This window comes from Chitinophaga alhagiae (genome assembly GCF_003568665.1).
Classification (GTDB): Bacteria; Bacteroidota; Bacteroidia; order Chitinophagales; family Chitinophagaceae; genus Chitinophaga; species Chitinophaga alhagiae.
In genome coordinates, this window is the sequence record NZ_QXMH01000001.1 from 1035137 (window position 1) to 1051671 (window position 16535).

The 16535-nt window shown below is 54.8% G+C and carries 13 protein-coding genes; 2 read left to right on the top strand and 11 right to left on the bottom strand.

The annotated features are described in order from the left end of the window. Positions 1 to 34 precede the first annotated feature (34 nt). The 8 genes from D3A97_RS03965 to D3A97_RS04000 all read right to left on the bottom strand — a co-directional run bounded on the left by D3A97_RS03965 (position 35) and on the right by D3A97_RS04000 (position 10362). Positions 35 to 367 carry a hypothetical protein gene (locus D3A97_RS03965; RefSeq protein ID WP_119076874.1) on the bottom strand — a complete coding sequence of 111 codons (333 nt, stop codon included), beginning with the start codon at positions 365 to 367 and terminating at the stop codon, positions 35 to 37. Between the two features lie 58 nt (positions 368 to 425). Next, positions 426 to 2006, bottom strand: coding sequence for a DUF1501 domain-containing protein (locus D3A97_RS03970; protein ID WP_119076876.1), 1581 nt, complete (start codon positions 2004 to 2006; stop codon positions 426 to 428). A 20-nt stretch (positions 2007 to 2026) separates the two neighbouring features. Next, entirely contained in the window at positions 2027 to 3667 is a 1641-nt protein-coding gene (locus D3A97_RS03975) for a DUF1800 domain-containing protein (protein ID WP_157986339.1), read from the bottom strand. A 301-nt stretch (positions 3668 to 3968) separates the two neighbouring features. Then, positions 3969 to 5147, bottom strand: a complete 1179-nt coding sequence (locus tag D3A97_RS03980; protein ID WP_119076881.1) for a thiolase family protein — start codon at positions 5145 to 5147, stop codon at positions 3969 to 3971. Positions 5148 to 5195: 48 nt separating this feature from the next. Beyond that, a complete protein-coding gene (locus tag D3A97_RS03985) occupies positions 5196 to 6047 on the bottom strand; it encodes a DUF4249 domain-containing protein (RefSeq protein ID WP_119076884.1) in 852 nt (283 codons plus the stop codon). Position 6048: 1 nt separating this feature from the next. After that, positions 6049 to 8700 (bottom strand): TonB-dependent receptor domain-containing protein, encoded by a 2652-nt coding sequence (locus D3A97_RS03990; RefSeq protein WP_119076886.1) that lies wholly within the window; start codon positions 8698 to 8700, stop codon positions 6049 to 6051. Positions 8701 to 8727: 27 nt separating this feature from the next. Continuing rightward, a complete protein-coding gene (locus D3A97_RS03995; protein WP_119076888.1) occupies positions 8728 to 9783 on the bottom strand; it encodes a FecR family protein in 1056 nt (351 codons plus the stop codon). Positions 9784 to 9855: 72 nt separating this feature from the next. Next, a complete protein-coding gene (locus tag D3A97_RS04000; protein WP_119076891.1) occupies positions 9856 to 10362 on the bottom strand; it encodes an RNA polymerase sigma-70 factor in 507 nt (168 codons plus the stop codon). Positions 10363 to 10437: 75 nt separating this feature from the next. On the opposite strand from D3A97_RS04000, the gene D3A97_RS04005 reads away from it, so the two are divergent. Both D3A97_RS04005 and D3A97_RS04010 read left to right on the top strand, forming a co-directional pair. Further along, positions 10438 to 11469 (top strand): quinone-dependent dihydroorotate dehydrogenase, encoded by a 1032-nt coding sequence (locus D3A97_RS04005; protein ID WP_119076894.1) that lies wholly within the window; start codon positions 10438 to 10440, stop codon positions 11467 to 11469. A gap of 4 nt (positions 11470 to 11473) precedes the next feature. After that, positions 11474 to 12253: a TerC family protein gene (locus tag D3A97_RS04010; protein ID WP_119076896.1), complete on the top strand. Its 780-nt coding sequence runs from the start codon at positions 11474 to 11476 to the stop codon at positions 12251 to 12253. A 92-nt stretch (positions 12254 to 12345) separates the two neighbouring features. Here the strand turns inward: D3A97_RS04010 and D3A97_RS04015 are convergent, their stop codons facing one another. The 3 genes from D3A97_RS04015 to dnaB form a co-directional block, all read right to left on the bottom strand. Next, entirely contained in the window at positions 12346 to 13044 is a 699-nt protein-coding gene (locus tag D3A97_RS04015) for an RsmE family RNA methyltransferase (protein WP_119076898.1), read from the bottom strand. Between the two features lie 32 nt (positions 13045 to 13076). Further along, positions 13077 to 14456: an MATE family efflux transporter gene (locus tag D3A97_RS04020; RefSeq protein ID WP_119076900.1), complete on the bottom strand. Its 1380-nt coding sequence runs from the start codon at positions 14454 to 14456 to the stop codon at positions 13077 to 13079. A 71-nt stretch (positions 14457 to 14527) separates the two neighbouring features. Further along, positions 14528 to 16099, bottom strand: a complete 1572-nt coding sequence (gene dnaB / locus D3A97_RS04025) for a replicative DNA helicase (RefSeq protein WP_119076902.1) — start codon at positions 16097 to 16099, stop codon at positions 14528 to 14530. Between the last annotated feature and the right edge of the window lie 436 nt (positions 16100 to 16535).

Below are 16535 nucleotides of genomic sequence, written 5' to 3' on the forward strand. Positions count from 1 at the left end.
TGAAATCAGGTACCTGATGGGGAGGATGAGGGGCTCAGGCAAACGGAGGCGCCCGAAGGGAGAAATAATAAACAGGCGTGGTAAAAAAATGCAGGGGAAGCGGCTGGTCCACTACCGCATATGAATGCGGCACCGCCGGAATGCTGATATCGTAAGAAGGCAGGTAGGCGGCTACTTCCCAGTGCAGCCAGTCACAGTGCTGGTGCTGGCCGGACAATACCGGCGCATCTGCATACACCAGGTCGCAGGCCTCATCTATGGTATCTTCATGCCCCACAAAATGGTGCACATAATCCCGGGGCGTAATGTATAAACAAAACACGCCCAGCAGTATAATGGCCCCTATTGGTTGTAAAAACTTCTTCACCTGCCTGGTTTGCAGGGCAAAGATACATAAAATCAGTAGAATGCAACGCCGTTGCAGCTTACCGCACCTTCAGCATGCTTCTTACCTGCTGTATGGCGCCGTTTTGCAGGCGGGCGTAATACACGCCGTTGGCCAGCCTTTCCCCGTCAAAGGGAATGGTGTAATCTCCGGCGGCATGCACTTTGTCTACCGGCGTGCTCACCAGGCGCCCCATGGTATCAAAGATCTGTATCATGGTGTGGCCGCCTTTGGATTTGTAGGTAATGGTGGTTCTGGTGGTGAAGGGATTGGGATAGTTGCTGATGAACTCCAGCCCGTCGTTGATGCCCGGTATGTTGGTCACCACGCCGCAGGCCAGGCCGTTAACAAGCGGCAGGCTCTGGTAGTTGCGGAGCATGATATGGTCAAGGTCAGTGCTTTTTACGCAGAACCACTGTTCTAACAGGGAAGCATATACGGAGCGGAAATCGTATTGCATGGGCACATTGTCTGTAGGCGATGCGGCGTCTGGCATGGTGGGGTTGTTGCCCAGCACCTGCTGGTTCACATAGTCCCCAAAAATGATCATGGGCGCGGAGGCGCCATGGTCTGTACCCATGCTGCCGTTGGAGCGGATGCGGCGGCCAAATTCGGAGAAGGTCATGCCCACTACGCGCTGTGATTTTTTGAGGCCTTTCAGATCGTCCATAAAGGCCTTGACGGCGGCAGACATGTCTCCCAGCAGCCTGGCATGCACACCGGTGGTGGTATCTCCGCTGTTGGTCTGGCTGGCGTGGGTGTCAAACCCGCCAATGCTCACCATGTACAGGCGCGTTTTAAGGCCGCCCGCTACCAGCCTTGCCACAATCTTCAATTGCTCTGCCAGGTGGTTGTTGGCCGGGTAGGCGCCCTGGTTGGTCACTTTGGAAGCGGCCAGCTTGATGGCGTCAGCAAATTTGTTGGTTTGCTGCTGGATGAGGCGGATATATTTCAGCTCTTTACCGGCCCTGGTATTGGGCACGGGGTCTTCAATGCCGTTGATGAGGTTGTAAAAATCCGTGGCGCTGGTAACCGCCATGCCCATGTTCACATCCGTGCCCTGGAAGGCGGGAGATACTACAGATCCTATCTGGATAGCGAGCGGGTCAGGCATTTCTGCATTGGGATACCCCTGCGGAAAGCCAGGGTACTGCGTTTCGAGGAAGCGGCCTCCCCAGCCCGTAGGCAGCACTTCATTGGCATCGGAGCCTGTGAGCCAGATATCCGTAGCGCGGAAGTGCGAGAAGTTGGCGGAGGGATAACCTACGCTGTGGATGATGCCCACATGCCCGTCGTTATACAGGTCACGGATGCCTGTCATGGCCGGGTGAATGCCGGTTTTGGTCTGGCCGGCCAGCCGCAGCACGCTCCCTTCCGGAATGGCAATGTTGGCGCGGGCAGTCTGGTACTTGCCATACTGGTCCAGCGGTATCACCATGTTCAGCCCGTCGTTGCCGCCATTCAGCTGTATCATCACCAGCACGTGATCGTTCTCCTCCGCTGCGCCCTGCAGGGCTGCCAGCAAGGGCGAAGCCCCGAAGGCCTTCACCGCAAAGCCGTTGATGAAGGAAGGCAGTATGGCTGCCGGCGCGGTATATTTAAGGAAGTCTCTACGTTTCATAAATAGGTTTTCAACGTGATCTAGGCTAAATGGTATTCAGACAGGTTCATGATGTATTTGTACAGGTCGGTGAGGTGTTTCACCACTATGCTCCGGTTGGCGGCATTGGAGGTGTCCGACTTGTAGAGGTTCCAGGCTTCCGTCCAGTAATAGTCCTGTTCCTGGCCCAGCAGCAATATCTTGTCTTTCAGAAATGCTTTGGTGGTGTCTGAAACGCCCATCCTGTAAAGAATGTCCAGCGAATCTTTTACCAGCGTTACCGGGTTGCCGGGATCAGACATCTGGTCCGCAAACACCACGGGGTCTATACGCAGCCCACGGAAACCGGGGCCTATCATCTGGTCTGCAAACATATTGCGTTGCGGCAGGGTGTCTGTATTGATCCACAGCTCATGGAACTGCGGCGCCAGGTAATACGCTTCCCAGCCTGATACGCCGGGCGGATCGCCAATGTTCTGCTGCTGGCGGGCGGCGGCGCTTTGTACGGCAGCCCATTGCGGGTAGGCGTTGGCGTAGTCCGCGGCGGGAGCAAAGCTGACGCCGAACTCGCGGCAGAGGCCCACGGCAAAGTCTACCGGGCTTTTGATCAGGCAGCTCATGTTCAGCGGGTCATAAAAATGTTCGCTCCTGAACAGCGCTTGCAGCAACGGTTTGATCTCGTACCCGGAATCGCGGAACACTTTGGCCAGCGGCTCTATTACGTTGGTTTCCGCGGCCTCGTCTATTTCGTAGTAGATAAAGAACTGGTAGAACTTGCGGCAGATGAACTTGGCCACTTCGTGCTGCGCAAAAATGATATTGAGCATATCATCCAGCTCGGTGGCGCCCATTTCTCCCGTTTTGCCGCTGATCACTTTATTGGAAAACCAGCTGGAGAACTGTTTGTTGGTAATGTCGTGCTTGCTGGGGTCAAAGTAAGAGCTGATGTTCACCTTATCTACCTTGTAACCGGTGAGCACGTGCGCGGCGGCGCGTACATCCTCTTCCTGGTAAAGGGAATCGGGGCCTTTGCCGCAGGTGAACAGCTCCAGCAGCTCACGCGCGTAGTTTTCGTCCGCGGCGGTCTTTTCGTTCAGGTAGCCGTTCAGGTATACCAGCATGCCGGGATCAATGGTGATGGCTTTGGCCATGGCCTTGAAGTTGCCGAGCGCATGGTTGCGCAGGGTAACGTTGTGCAGGTAGGTAAAACGCGCGTCCTGTATAATATTTGTTTCTGTTGCCCAGTGATTGTGCCAGAAAAGCACCAGTTTTTCGTGGATGTTCCTTTCCTGGTTGAGCATGAGGCCCAGCCACCATGCTTTGTAGGAACCGCGGCGGTCGTTGTTGAGGTCTTCGTCCCCTTCCGGAGCGGCGGCCCAGCTGGCCCCGGGCGCAACGCCCGTGCTGTCTGGCGCACCCTGGCTGTAGTTGTTGACAGGCGGGACCGGTGTTACCGTATTGGTTTGCAACAGTGCGTCTACCGCCGCATCCAGGCTCATGGCGGCAAAGTGTTTCACATCGGCGGGTTTGGCGCCGAACATGGCCCTTTTTAGCAAATGCACCACTTGCGCCGTACCCCATTCGCCTGTGTAGGGCGTAAGGCCGGAATAAGTTCTGGCAGCGTTCACTTTCACCGTTTTTTTGCGGGAAGGGGCTAGTGTTAAGAAGTCTCTACGGTCCATTTGGGATACGGTTTTAGCGGCTGTTGCCTTTTTTAAGGCAAGGCAATAGCGGTTTTCCGGAAGCAAATTAGTAAAAAGTTTAATTCAATCATATTATTTTATATGAAATGGGGAAGAAAAATAGGGCGGCAGACGGAAGGCGGGGCGCCAACGGCAGAACCTTCACGGATAACATACACTGAATACAGCGCCAACGGGCAGTAAAGGGTACAGCCGCAGGGAAAGCGCGCGCACCCAGGCATGAAGAAGGTGTGCTGGTTTCCCCGGCACACCTTCTTCCTATAACTCGTTGCAAATGATATTACGCAAGGTTCTCGATCACACCCGCAATTCCCTGCCCGCCGCCTACACAGGCGGTTACGATGCCGTATTTCTTGTTCAGCCGTTTCATGTCATGCAGCAATTGCACGGTCAGTTTGGCGCCGGTGCAGCCCAGGGGGTGGCCCAGGGCAATGGCCCCGCCGTTGATATTCACTTTTTCAGGGTCCAGGCCCAGCTCGCGGATAACGGCTACAGACTGGGAGGCAAATGCTTCGTTCAGCTCTACCAGGTCTATGTTCTGCAGGGTTTTGCCGGCCACCTGCAAAGCCTTGGGCACCGCGGCCACGGGGCCAATGCCCATGATGCGAGGATGTACACCCGCGCTCACGCAAGATACCAGGCGGCCAATGGGCTGCAGGTTCAGTTCCTTCATCATCTTTTCGCTCATTACAACCACAAAAGCGGCGCCGTCGCTGGTTTGTGAAGAGTTCCCGGCCGTTACCGAACCGCCGGCGGCAAACACCGGCTTGAGTTTGGCCAGGGCTTCGGGCGAGGTGTCCGGCCGCGGGCCTTCGTCCGTATCTACCACATAACTGCGGGTCTCTTTCTTGCCTTTTTCATTTACATATACTTCTTCCACATTGATGGGGAGGATACCGTCTTTGAAATACCCGCTTTTGATTGCGTGGATGGCGCGCTGGTGAGAACGGAGGGCAAATGCGTCCTGTTCCTCGCGGCTTACCGAAAATTCTTTGGCCACTGCTTCCGCGGTGTGGCCCATGCTCAGGTAATAGTCAGGCGTAGTGGAGGCTACGCTGTAGGCGGGCACTGTTTTCCACCCGGCCACCGGCACCAGGCTCATGCTTTCCGTACCGCCGGCTATGATACATTGCGCCTGTCCCGTCTGGATCTTTGCGGTGGCAATAGCAATGGTTTCCAGGCCAGACGCGCAATACCGGTTCACCGTTACCCCCGGCACTTCAATGCCCAGGGCGCGCACAGAGATCATCCGCCCGATCTGCAGGCCCTGTTCGGCCTCCGGCACGGCATTACCCACGATCAGATCATCTACCCTGCCCGGTTCCAGCTGCGGGATGGTTTTCAACAACCCTGTAATAACATCCACCGCCAGGTCATCCGGCCGGTAAAAACGGAAGCCGCCTCTTTTGGATTTTGTTACCGCCGTTCTGAACCCTGCTACTATATATGCGTCCTGCATGATCTACTCCTTTTTTTTGATACCATTCAAATTTAAGGATTTTGGGCCTTATTTGATCGCTATCTCCAAATACGCCGCATGGAGGCCGCCAAAGATGCCATAGCCGCCGTTTACGTTGCTGTGTACGCGGTTCTGCTCCACCAGCAGGTTGCCTTCGTTGGCGTTCTGCACTTCCAGCGTTTTCATATAATGCCAGGTATCGTAGGTAAGGCCCGTTACCTCCAGCAGCAGGTAATCGCCGGCTTTGTTCATCTCCTCTGTTTGCATCACAATGGTGGTTTCCCGGCCGTCGAACCTTTCATCTGGTATGAGGGTGCTTTCCAGGTAATTATTGGTGATGAGATCTGTGAAACTGTTGTTGTAAGACGGGTCAAACCGGTAGCGCAGTCTTTTTACAGGCACCACCACGCCGGCCGCATTTTTCTCCCCGCTGAACAGCCTGAACCGGTAGAAGTCTTTGCCCGGCAAGTCTTTCAGCAGGAATTTCACGCGGTTGCCGCCGGCCTGTGCAAACGGCTCCCGGAGAAAGGGCCTGCGGGGCAAGGTATCCGCGGCGTGGGCCGTATCCAGGCCGGGAGCGGTAACGGTAATGCTGTAAGACAAATGCGCGGCTACGGGCGCCAGCGATACGAAGTACCCCTTTCCGCCTATTTCCTGCCGCTGCACCGGCAGCCATTGCCCGCCGGCTTTTACTTCCACCCCGGCGTCCGCAATTTCGGGAAATACGCTGGCGCCCGGCGGCTGGGAGCGGGTGATGCGGATGTACAGCAGACTGTCCGGCTGCAGCAGGCCGTTCACCACTATCTTGTCCCCATCGTACGGAATGGGTATGTTCACCTGCTTTTCACAGGCAGCGGCCAGTGAAAAGATCAACATCATATAAACCGGTATCCTTTTCATGTTAAAACCTGATTGAATAGGAAACGCTGGGCAGTATCGGCAATATGCTGAGCATGGTCAGCTCCCGCGCCCTGGTTTCGTTGTTCCGTTTATAATAATAGAAGAAAGGGTTCTGCTGGTTGTATACGTTGTACAGGCTGATGTTCAGCGTATACTTCACCTTCTTCCTTTCCTTTACATGCGTGGCGCCGAGGTCAAGCCGGTGTACATCCTGCATGCGCAGCATGTTGCGGTTGCCTACTATATCCACTTCGCCGCCCGGCTCCTGCGGCGGCGGCATGTGGGGAGACGATTCGCCTGTTTCTTCATAGCTGCCCACCGGCAGGGAAAGCGGCGCACCGCTGGCGTATTGCCATTGCGCGGACAGTTCCCAGCGTTTGCCCAGGCGCTGCGTAAGCACCAGCTCCACATCGTGCCGGCGGTCATATTTGTAGGGGAACACCCGGCCCTGGTTTACGTTGGGGAACGACCGCTGGGACCAGGCAAGGGTATAACCGATCCATCCTCTGAAATCACCTTTCTTTTTCTGCAGGAAAAACTCCCCGCCGTAACTCCAGCCGCGGCCAACGATCACATTGTCTTCCCAGCTGCGTGTGGCGGACTGGAAGTTGTCCGCCAGCTCGTTGTACTCGATCACATTAAACATGGTCTTGTAATATCCTTCCACAGATACTTCATACATGCCGCTCTGGCTGGTTTTTGCCAGGCCCGCCGCCACCTGGTTGGCATGCATGGGCGGCACCTTGTCTGTAGCGGCCACCCAGAGGTCTGTAGGCATGTAGGTAGCGCTGTTGGTGAGCAGGTGCAGGTATTGCGTCATCACGGTGTTAGACAGCTTCAGCGCCCACCTGCGCGGCAGCAGGTAACGGAAGCCCAGCCTGGGCTGAACGGACAGGTACGAGCGCCCGGGCACAAAAAAAGACGATGCGTGTACGCCCAGGTTAAGGTGTACGGAGTCGCCAATTCTCCAGTCGTCTTCAAAATACACCGCCAGCTCAAGCCCGCCGGAGGTTTCATCGTTATAAGACGTATCGGTGAGCTGCTGGTTATCTGAAATATTATTGAACCGCAAAATGCCGGGCTGAAAAATATTGTAGGTGGCCTGCAGGCCGAAACGCACGGCATGATTGGGATTGGGACGATAATCGAAGTCTATTTTGCCGCCGGCGTTCTGCACTTTTGAGAAATACCGGCCGTTCATGTTGTCTGATTCCTGCACCCGCGGCGTATCCAGCGCCATGTATTTGTACTGGTAGTCCGTATTGAAATTGAACTGCGAATAATTAAGCGTGGTATTGGAAAAAAGGCGCGGGCTGAAAATATGGTTCCAGCGCAGGGAGTAGGCCTGGTTGCCCCACCCGAGCCGGAAACGCATTTGTTCGTGATACCGCTTGGCCTCACCGTTCATGGTATCAAACTCATGGTCCCGTTTTACGCTGAGGTGGTCCCTGCCGCCGTATGCGCTGAAGTAGAGCCGGTCTTTCTGTGAAAAGATATGATTGATCTTGGCGTTGGCGTCAAAGAAGTAGAGCCAGAACTCACCTTCCTTCCCGAGGTTCAGTTGCTGCTGCGCCACCTGTTGCGCCAACAGGTCCGCGTAGGTACGGCGGCCGGTAACAATGAAAGATGTTTTGCCTTTGGCAATAGGCCCTTCTACCATCACCTTGGAGGCCAGCAGGCCCAGCGATACCTCCCCGTGATACTCATGCATATCGCCGTCTTTCATGGAAATGTCCACCACGGAAGAAAGACGGCCGCCATACCGGGCGGGGAACGCTCCCTTGTACAGCTCCACGTTCTTGACCATATCCGGGTTGAACACGGAAAAGATGCCGAAGGCGTGGGTGGAATTATACACCGGCGTACCGTCCAGCAAAATAAGGTTCTGGTCAGGGCTGCCGCCGCGCACATGAATACCGCTGGAGCCTTCCATGCCGCCGCTTACGCCGGGCATGGCCTGGATGGTGCGCAGCACGTCCGCTTCGCCCAGCATGCGGGGCATGGTTTTGGTCTGAGACACGGCCAGGTTCACCTTGCTCATTTGCGTTTGCTCCTGCAGCTTGGGCAGGTTGTCTGTTACTTCCACTTCCTGCAGGGTGTTGGCGGGGGAGAGTTTGATGTTCACACGGCGGCTTTCCCCGTCTTTCAGCGGGATGCTGACGGGTTTATAACCGATGTAGGAAACAGACAGGCTGCTGGTGTCTTTGGCGGTAGTGAGGCTGTAAAAACCGTATTGATTAGAGGTGGTGCCGGTATGCAGGCCGGGAGCGTATACGGTGGCGCCGATCAGTTTTTCGCCCGTTACGGCATCTTCCACAAACCCGCTGATAGTGCGGCTGGCGGCATGTTTCACGGTGAGCACCAACTGGTCCCCGATGCGCTTGTACTGGATGCCGTTCTCTGTAAACAGCTGGTCCAGCACACGGCGAAGGGGCACGTCTTTTACCCGGAGGGTTACGCGGCGGGTCATGGTCACCACATCACGGCTGTAGGAGAAATGAATGCCGTATTCTTTCTCCATCCATTCGCAGGCAACGGAAAGGGGTTGGTCTTTGAGCGATAAAGAAATTTTTGTGCGCCAGTTCCAGGCAAAAACCTGCATGGGAATACAAGCAATGACCAGGCCGAGCAGGAGTTTCCTCGCCAACGACATTATAAAAAGTTTTTTTAGTTAGGTCCTCTATTTGATGGAAAACTGCTGCTCACCGGTCTTCTCGGCCTGTGAGTTGGTCATATAGGCGATAGTGGCCATCACGTTATCTACAGACTCATTCTCAAAATTGGCGGTTACCTCTTTCTGCAACAGTGTGGAGTCCGCCACAGAGACCTGTACATGGTACACGGCTTCAACGGCGGCCAGCACTTTGTGTAAAGGTACATTATGGAACACCAATTGTTTGCTGGACAAGTTCGTAATATTTTCCGCCACTGAAAAATGGGGCTGTTTTTCTTCCCGCCGCAGCATCATGCCCTCGGTCAGCACCACACTGTCTCCCCGCTGCCGGTTTGTTACCAGTATTTTGCCGCTGCTGACGTGTACGGTGAGTTCCGCCCGCCCGTCGTAATCCACTGTAAACTCTGTGCCCAGCACCTTGATCTCCGTTTGCCCCATTTCTACCACAAAGGGATTTTCCGGGTTTTGCGCCACATTGAAAACCGCCTTGCCGGAAAATTGAACGCGGCGTTCTTTCTGCCCGAAGCCGGCCACCACTTTCAACGTGGCATGCTGTTCCAGGGCTACGCGGCTGCCGTCTTCCAGCACGGCCGGCCGGCCGCCGGCAAATACCTGCGGTTCCGCGGCGGGGCGCGGCCAGAGCCAATAGCCCAGGCCGAGCGCTACTACTAATATGGCCGCTATTTTCGGCCAGGGGGAACGGCGGCGGATGGGGATGATGATTGCTTTCTGCGCGGGGGTGGGCTGACGGCTGTCTGCCGGTTTATGTGAAATAATTTCTTCCTGTTGGTTTGCTGCCGGTGTTTCCTGCCTTCCATCTGCCTGCCCGCCGTTGATCCCCTTCAGCAACCGCTGCCAGCTGGTTTCCGTATTGAGGCCGGGGTAAGCGGCAGCCGGTACGGAAGCCTCCAGTACGCGGCCAATGGCATTCAGCACCTCTTCATTAACAGGCTGTTGCATGCGCCATGCTTCCACCCACTGGCGCTCCGTAGCATCCGCTTCGTTCAGCAGATACTTGCAAAGCAGGGAATATAAAGCCTCTTCAGGTTGCAAATTGCTCATGTACAGTTGTAATGTTAACAGATTTCCGGTTAGAGGACGCCTGCGGCGGCGCGCTCCCCCTATGCCGGCGCTTTATAAAAACAGGTGCAGGTACTCTCTCAGCTCCTGGTGGAGTATTTTGAGGGCCTTACCCATCTGGTTTTCAACAGTTTTAACAGAAATACCCATCACCGCGGCAATTTCAGCATACTTTAACTGCTGGCGGCGGCTCAGGAGAAACACTTCGCGGCAACGCTCCGGCAGCTTTTTCAGCGCCTGCTCCAGCCGGTTTTCCAGCTCGCGGGCCTGTACGGACAAATGGACCTCCACCTCCTGCATCTGGCCGAAAGACTGTTCTTTTTCCGACCGTACGGACTGTTTGCGCCACTGGCTGATAGCCGTATTGCGAATGGCCGTAAACAGGTAGGAACGTTCCGAGCCCGTAATGGCAATACCTGCCCGCTTCTCCCACAACTGGGAAAAAACGAGCTGTACCACTTCTTCTGCGTCGTGGGGATCGCCGGTGTAATGAATGGCGAAGGCGAGACAGTGCGGGTGATGCTCTTTGAATAGCCGTTCGAAGGTGCGGAGGTCCAGCATGTTACAACGCTGGCAAAATTAGGCGGCTACGGCTGATTAACCAAATAGGTACTGATTTTATATCTTTGCCCCTACATGTACGGTTTCATCAAGAAAATACTCTTCGGTTTCCCTCCTGAAAGCATTCACCACAGCGTGATGCGGGGCTTAAAGATCGTGAACGGCCTGCCGTTCGGAAAAAACCTGCTGGACGCTTTCTGCCAGCCTAAAAATGCCGGGCTTGAAAGAACTTTGTGGGGACTTCGTTTCCCCAATCCCGTTGGTTTGGCCGCCGGCTTCGATAAAGACGGTAAATATATAGACGAGCTGGCGCGGCTGGGTTTCGGCTTCGTGGAAATCGGCACCGTAACACCCCTGCCCCAACCCGGTAACGACCAGCCGCGGCTGTTCAGGCTGCCGGCAGACCAGGCGCTCATCAACCGCATGGGCTTCAACAATGAAGGGGCCAGGGCCGCCGCCAAGCGCCTGCAAAAGCGCCGTACCAACATCATCATCGGCGGCAACATCGGCAAAAACAAAACCACGCCCAACGAAGAGGCCATCAGTGACTACGAAAAATGTTTTCATGCCCTGTTTGACGTGGTAGACTACTTTGTGGTGAACGTAAGCTCGCCCAATACGCCCAACCTGCGCGCCCTGCAGGAAAAGGAACCGCTGAAGCAACTGCTGCACCACCTGCAAACGCTGAACACGCAAAAAAGCAGATCGAAACCCATCTTGCTGAAAATAGCGCCCGACCTCACTAACGAGCAACTGGACGATATCATTGAAATTGTGACGGAAACCGGCCTGGCGGGCATTGTAGCCACCAATACCACCATTAGCCGCGAGCACCTGCAAACACCGGCCGAAACGCTGGAGCAGATAGGCGCCGGCGGGCTGAGCGGGCTGCCGGTAAAGGAAAGGGCCACGGAAGTGATCCGCTACATTCACCGGCAATCAGGCGGTAAAATTCCCATTATTGCCGTAGGCGGCATTTTCACCGCCGCAGACGCACAGGAAAAACTGAACGCAGGGGCCTCCCTCGTACAGGTATACACCGGTTTTATTTATGAAGGGCCTGCCATTGTGAAGAAGATCTGCCAGGGATTATCTCAACATCCATAATTATATGCAAGACCTCCTCACCCTCGATGCACTCGTCAGCCTGCTTACGCTCACGCTCATGGAAGTAGTGCTGGGCATAGACAATGTTATTTTCGTATCTATTGTTATGAACCGCCTGCCGGAGCAAAAACGGCTGCAGGCCCGCCGCATCTGGATGTTTACCGGCATAGCCGTACGCGTGGTACTGCTGCTCTGCATCGGCTACATTGTAAAAGCTGTAGACCCGCTCTTTTATATTTTCGGGAAAGGCCTCAGCCTCCGCGACCTCATCATGCTGGCCGGCGGCCTCTTCCTGCTCGTAAAGACCACGCTGGAAATACACCACAAGCTGGAAGGAGAAGAAGAGGCCTCTCCAAAAGCAGGCGGCAAAGGGGCCGCCACGCTGATGAACGTGGTGGGACAGATCATTCTCATTGACATGGTATTCTCCTTTGACAGCATTATCACCGCCGTAGGCCTCGCCAAACATGTGGAGATCATGATAGTGGCGGTGATCATTGCCATGTTCATCATGTTCTCTTTTGCGCCCCGCATCAGCAATTTCATTCACAAGCACCCCACGCTTAAAATGCTGGCGCTTTCTTTCCTCATCATGGTAGGCGGCATTCTTATTATTGAAGGCTGGAACCCCACCGTAGTGCATGATCTGCACCTCAAGAACTATGTTTACTTTGCTATGGCGTTCTCTTTCTCTGTAGAGCTGCTGAACATGCGGATGCGGAAGAAAACGGCGCCGCCCCCGGTGGAACTGCGGGAACCGAAGATCAGGGACAATAAGGATTAAAAATACGGTGCTGCGGTTGTACCGCTTTGCAGCGGGCGTTCGTTTACAGCAATACTATCAGCTTTTGCCGTACTTGCGCCCAAACGCCATCATCACCTGTTCACCGCCGCCATCAGCGTACAACCCACCAGCCCCGCCGTTTCCGTGCGCAGCCGGGTATTGCCCAGTGTTACGGGCACAAAACCGTATTGCAACGCCAGCGCTATTTCAGCGGGTGCAAAGTCTCCCTCCGGGCCAATCAGCAACAGGGTATTTTGCCCCGGCTGCATGGCATCCAGCAGGTGCTTTTTTTCATTGGGCAGGCAATGCGCAATGAAACGCTGCTCTGTGGAGGCCATCAGGCGCTCCAGCGGTACAGGCTCCGCCAGCACGGGCAAATGCCATTGCCGGGACTGGAGCATGGCTGATACCAGGATGTTCTGCAGCCGTTCGGCCTTCAGCTTTTCTTTCTCGGTGCGCAGTGTAATGAGGGGTATGATTTCTTGTACGCCTATCTCCACCGCTTTTTCGAGGAACCATTCCATGCGGGCGGCGTTTTTGGTAAAGGCAATGGCTATACGCAGCGCCACGGCGGGCGCGGGCATGAGGGTTTGAGCGGTCACCTCCGCCACGCACTTCTTCCGGTGATCGTCCACTATCACGGCTTCGTACCGCGAGCCGCGGCCATCGGCCAGCAGCACCGCATCGCCCTTTTCCTTCCGTAACACCTGTATGCAATATTTGGATGTTGGCTCATCCATGGTATAAAAGCCGGACTGTGCATCCCTGGCGTAAAAAACCGGTAACTCCATGCCGTAAAATTATAGCTTTCATTGCTGATTTTTTAATGGCCGGACGGTACCCCGCGGTTGTCTGCCTGCCTTTCCAGACCGCGGGTGATGGTCTGGAAACGGAAGAACAGCAGCACGGAAGCGCCCAGCAGGCCCAGCAACAGGCCCCACCAGATGCCTTGTACGCCAAAGTTCAGGTGAAAGCCCAGTACATACCCTACCGGAAGCCCCAGCCCCCAGTAAGCCAGCATGGTGATAATGGTGGGCACTTTCACGTCTCCCAGGCCCCTGAGCACGCCCAGGCCCACTACCTGCGTACCGTCAAACAACTGGAAGAAGGCCGCAATGAGCAGCAGGCCAGACGCTACGTGGATCACCGCCGGATCGTTGATGTACATGGCGGGCAACAGGCGGTTGCCAAGCATAAAAATGACCGCGGTAATGCCCATCAGCACCAGCACCATGTGGTAGCTGGCAATGGCGGAACGGCGCAGGTCGGTAAAATTGCCGCGGCCCAGGTTGTTGCCGCTGCGGATGCCTGCAGCGGCGGAAATGCCGCTGGCCATCATGTACGTCATGGCGGCAAGACTGATGGCTATCTGGTGGGCCGCCAGTTCTGTAGCGCCTATCCACCCCACCATCAGTGCCGCGCCGCTGAAAGCGCTCACTTCAAAAATATATTGCAGCGCCACAGGCGTGCCCAGGCCCGCAATTTTACGCAGCGTGGCGCCCTTGATATTACGCAGGTTGAAGGTTTGCAGGTATTCCTTGAAACGCGGCGATCTCATCACGTACCAGGCCATGGTAACGCCCATCAACAGCCGGTCTGTAAACGTTGCAATGCCCACGCCGGCAATGCCCATCCTCGGAATGCCGAACAACCCGTACACCAGCGTAATGCCCAGCAGGATGTTGAGTATGTTGCCGACGATGCTGATGTTCATGGCCTGCCGCGTAAAGCCCAGCCCTTCCGCAAACTGCTTGAAGGTGAGAAATATCATCAGCGGCAAAAAAGAGAAGGCCAGGTAGCGGAGAAAGATCTTCGCTTCGGAGGCCACGTCCGCCGGCTGGTTCATTCTTTCCAGGTTTTGGCCTACCAGCCAGATGGCGGCAAAAAGCACAATGCCGGTAATGATATTGATAACCAGGCTGTGCGAAAGCAGGTTGCCGCAGCTGCTGCGGTTGCCGCGGCCATTCTCCTGCGCAATGAGCGGGGTAAGGCCGTAAGACATGCCAATGCCTGTTACCATGAACACGGTGAACATGCTGTTGCCCAGTGAAACGGCGGCCAGTGGCACTTTGCCGGTGTGGCCTATGATAATGCTGTCGCTCAGCGCCACCAGGGTATGGCCCAGTTGCGAGATAACTACGGGGTAGGCGAGGTGAAAATTGTCCTGGTAGTGTGCCTTGTATTTCTTATAAAGCTGCTTCATGGTCCCTTTCAAATTAAAAAGCCGGCGTTCAGTGTACTGACGCCGGCCTGGTATGTTTTCTGCTCCCTCTGTCAGAATGGAGCGTCTCCAAATGCGTCGTCATCAAAATTCATGTCGTTCATCTTCGACCCTTTCTGGATGAAGATCTTCGCTTCATCATGCCCGCCGCCACCATGGCCTTTCATGCCTGCAAACGGATTACTGGCGGCTTGCGGGGGGCCGTCTACGAAGCCATCGTCTTCAAAACGCTGAAACTCCAGTATGGCGCGGAGTTTCACGGTATCCAGCTGGCCGTTACGGTGTTTGGCAATGCGCACGTGCGTTTCCCCTTTGTTAGACTCGCCCATTTCGTTGGTGGTGATGTCGTAATACTCGGGGCGGTAGATGAACATGACCATGTCCGCATCCTGCTCAATGGCGCCTGATTCACGAAGGTCGCTCAACTGCGGCATTTTATTGCCGTCTTTCCGTTTCTCCACATCGCGGCTCAGCTGGGAAAGCGCTATCACGGGGATGTGCAGCTCTTTGGCCAGCATTTTCAGGTCTCTCGAAATTTTACTGATCTCCTGCTCGCGGTTGGTATTGCGGCCGTCATTGGCGCCGCTCATCAGCTGGAGGTAGTCGATCACGATGAGGCCCACGCCATGGTTATGCACCAGCCTGCGCGCCTTGGCTCGCAGTTCAAAGATGTTGAGGCCCGGGGTGTCATCTATAAAAATGGGCGCCTTGGCCAGCCTTTCAATACCATGCGTCATCAGCTTGCGCATTTCATGTTCTTCCAGCTTGCCGCGCGTAATTTTTTCCAGCTTTATTTCTGATTCCGCGGAGAGGATACGTTGTACGATCTGCCCGCTGGACATTTCCAGGGAGAACACCGCCGCGCCTTTCGCAAACTTGGGGTGCATGGCCGCGTTACGCACCAGGTTGAGCGCAAAGGCCGTTTTACCCACCGCGGGGCGCGCCGCCAGAATGATAAGGTCGGAAGGCTGCCACCCGTAGGTGATCTTGTCCAGCGTAGGAAAGCCGGAAGGCACCCCTGTAATATCATCTCCCTTGTTCCGCAGGTCTTCGATACGTTTGATGGTATTAACGAGAATGCGGTCTATGGAATCGTAATTTTTGCGAAGGTGATTGTTGGTTACTTCAAACAGTTTGGACTCCGCGGTATCCAGCAGGTCAAACACATCCGCCGTATCTTCATAAGCCTCACTGATAATTTCGCCAGAGATCCGGATCAGCTCCCGCTGGATGAACTTCTGCAGCACAATACGGGCATGCGCTTCAATGTTGGCGGAAGATACCACCATGTTGGTGAGGCGGGTAATGAAAAAAGGGCCGCCCACTACTTCCAGTTCCGCGGTAGACTTCAGCTCTTCCACTACGGTAAGGATGTCTACCGGCATGGATTTGGCGGCCAGCCGCTGCATGGCGGCAAATACTTTCTGGTGTGCCTCTACGTAAAAGCATTCCGCTTTAAGGATCTCGATGACCGTGTCAAAAGCGCCTTTTTCCAGCATGAGGGCGCCCAGCACCGCCTCCTCCAGCTCTTTGGCCTGAGGGGGAACTTTGCCATACACCATCGTGGAAATGTCGATACCCGGCTTGCGACGCGTATTACGGTCTTTCTTAAGATTGAGATCCATTTATATCAGTTAGTTAAGTAAGGTTAAAAAAATGGTTACCGAAGGTTCCTTGGACTATAGGTTTACAACTTTTATACATGCCGCAGCATGCATCAACTTTAACAAATTGTAAATTTTTTCAAGCCGGGAAAACTAAGGTAACGGCATTTTTCCAATATAACCTTCATTCTCCGGAACTATATTTATTAATCAGTAACGCACAGGTTATGCCAACACGTATACCCGGTTATCCACCGTTCAAGGGGGAGTTATCCACCAAAAACGATAAAAATCCCTAGCAAAGTTCCGATTATTCACATTTCCTGTGCAAAAAGATTTTCCACATTTTGCTTGCGGAAATTTCCCCCGTTCCATACAACGGAAGTTGTTAACTTTACGCGGCGCCACCACGGCTGCGCAAAGGCTGCAAAAGTGATGGAAATAATTGATTTTCACA

Excerpts from the sequence above, each read along its gene's own strand:
- D3A97_RS03995 (WP_119076888.1), bottom strand. The coding sequence starts at position 9,783 with ATGAGCAATTTGCAACCTGAAGAGGCTTTATATTCCCTGCTTTGCAAG.
- dnaB (WP_119076902.1), bottom strand. The coding sequence starts at position 16,099 with ATGGATCTCAATCTTAAGAAAGACCGTAATACGCGTCGCAAGCCGGGT.
- D3A97_RS04005 (WP_119076894.1), top strand. The coding sequence starts at position 10,438 with ATGTACGGTTTCATCAAGAAAATACTCTTCGGTTTCCCTCCTGAAAGC.
- D3A97_RS04000 (WP_119076891.1), bottom strand. The coding sequence starts at position 10,362 with ATGCTGGACCTCCGCACCTTCGAACGGCTATTCAAAGAGCATCACCCG.
- D3A97_RS03975 (WP_157986339.1), bottom strand. The coding sequence starts at position 3,667 with ATGGACCGTAGAGACTTCTTAACACTAGCCCCTTCCCGCAAAAAAACG.
- D3A97_RS04020 (WP_119076900.1), bottom strand. The coding sequence starts at position 14,456 with ATGAAGCAGCTTTATAAGAAATACAAGGCACACTACCAGGACAATTTT.
- D3A97_RS04010 (WP_119076896.1), top strand. The coding sequence starts at position 11,474 with ATGCAAGACCTCCTCACCCTCGATGCACTCGTCAGCCTGCTTACGCTC.
- D3A97_RS03990 (WP_119076886.1), bottom strand. The coding sequence starts at position 8,700 with ATGTCGTTGGCGAGGAAACTCCTGCTCGGCCTGGTCATTGCTTGTATT.
- D3A97_RS03980 (WP_119076881.1), bottom strand. The coding sequence starts at position 5,147 with ATGCAGGACGCATATATAGTAGCAGGGTTCAGAACGGCGGTAACAAAA.
- D3A97_RS03970 (WP_119076876.1), bottom strand. The coding sequence starts at position 2,006 with ATGAAACGTAGAGACTTCCTTAAATATACCGCGCCGGCAGCCATACTG.
- D3A97_RS04015 (WP_119076898.1), bottom strand. The coding sequence starts at position 13,044 with ATGGAGTTACCGGTTTTTTACGCCAGGGATGCACAGTCCGGCTTTTAT.
- D3A97_RS03985 (WP_119076884.1), bottom strand. The coding sequence starts at position 6,047 with ATGAAAAGGATACCGGTTTATATGATGTTGATCTTTTCACTGGCCGCT.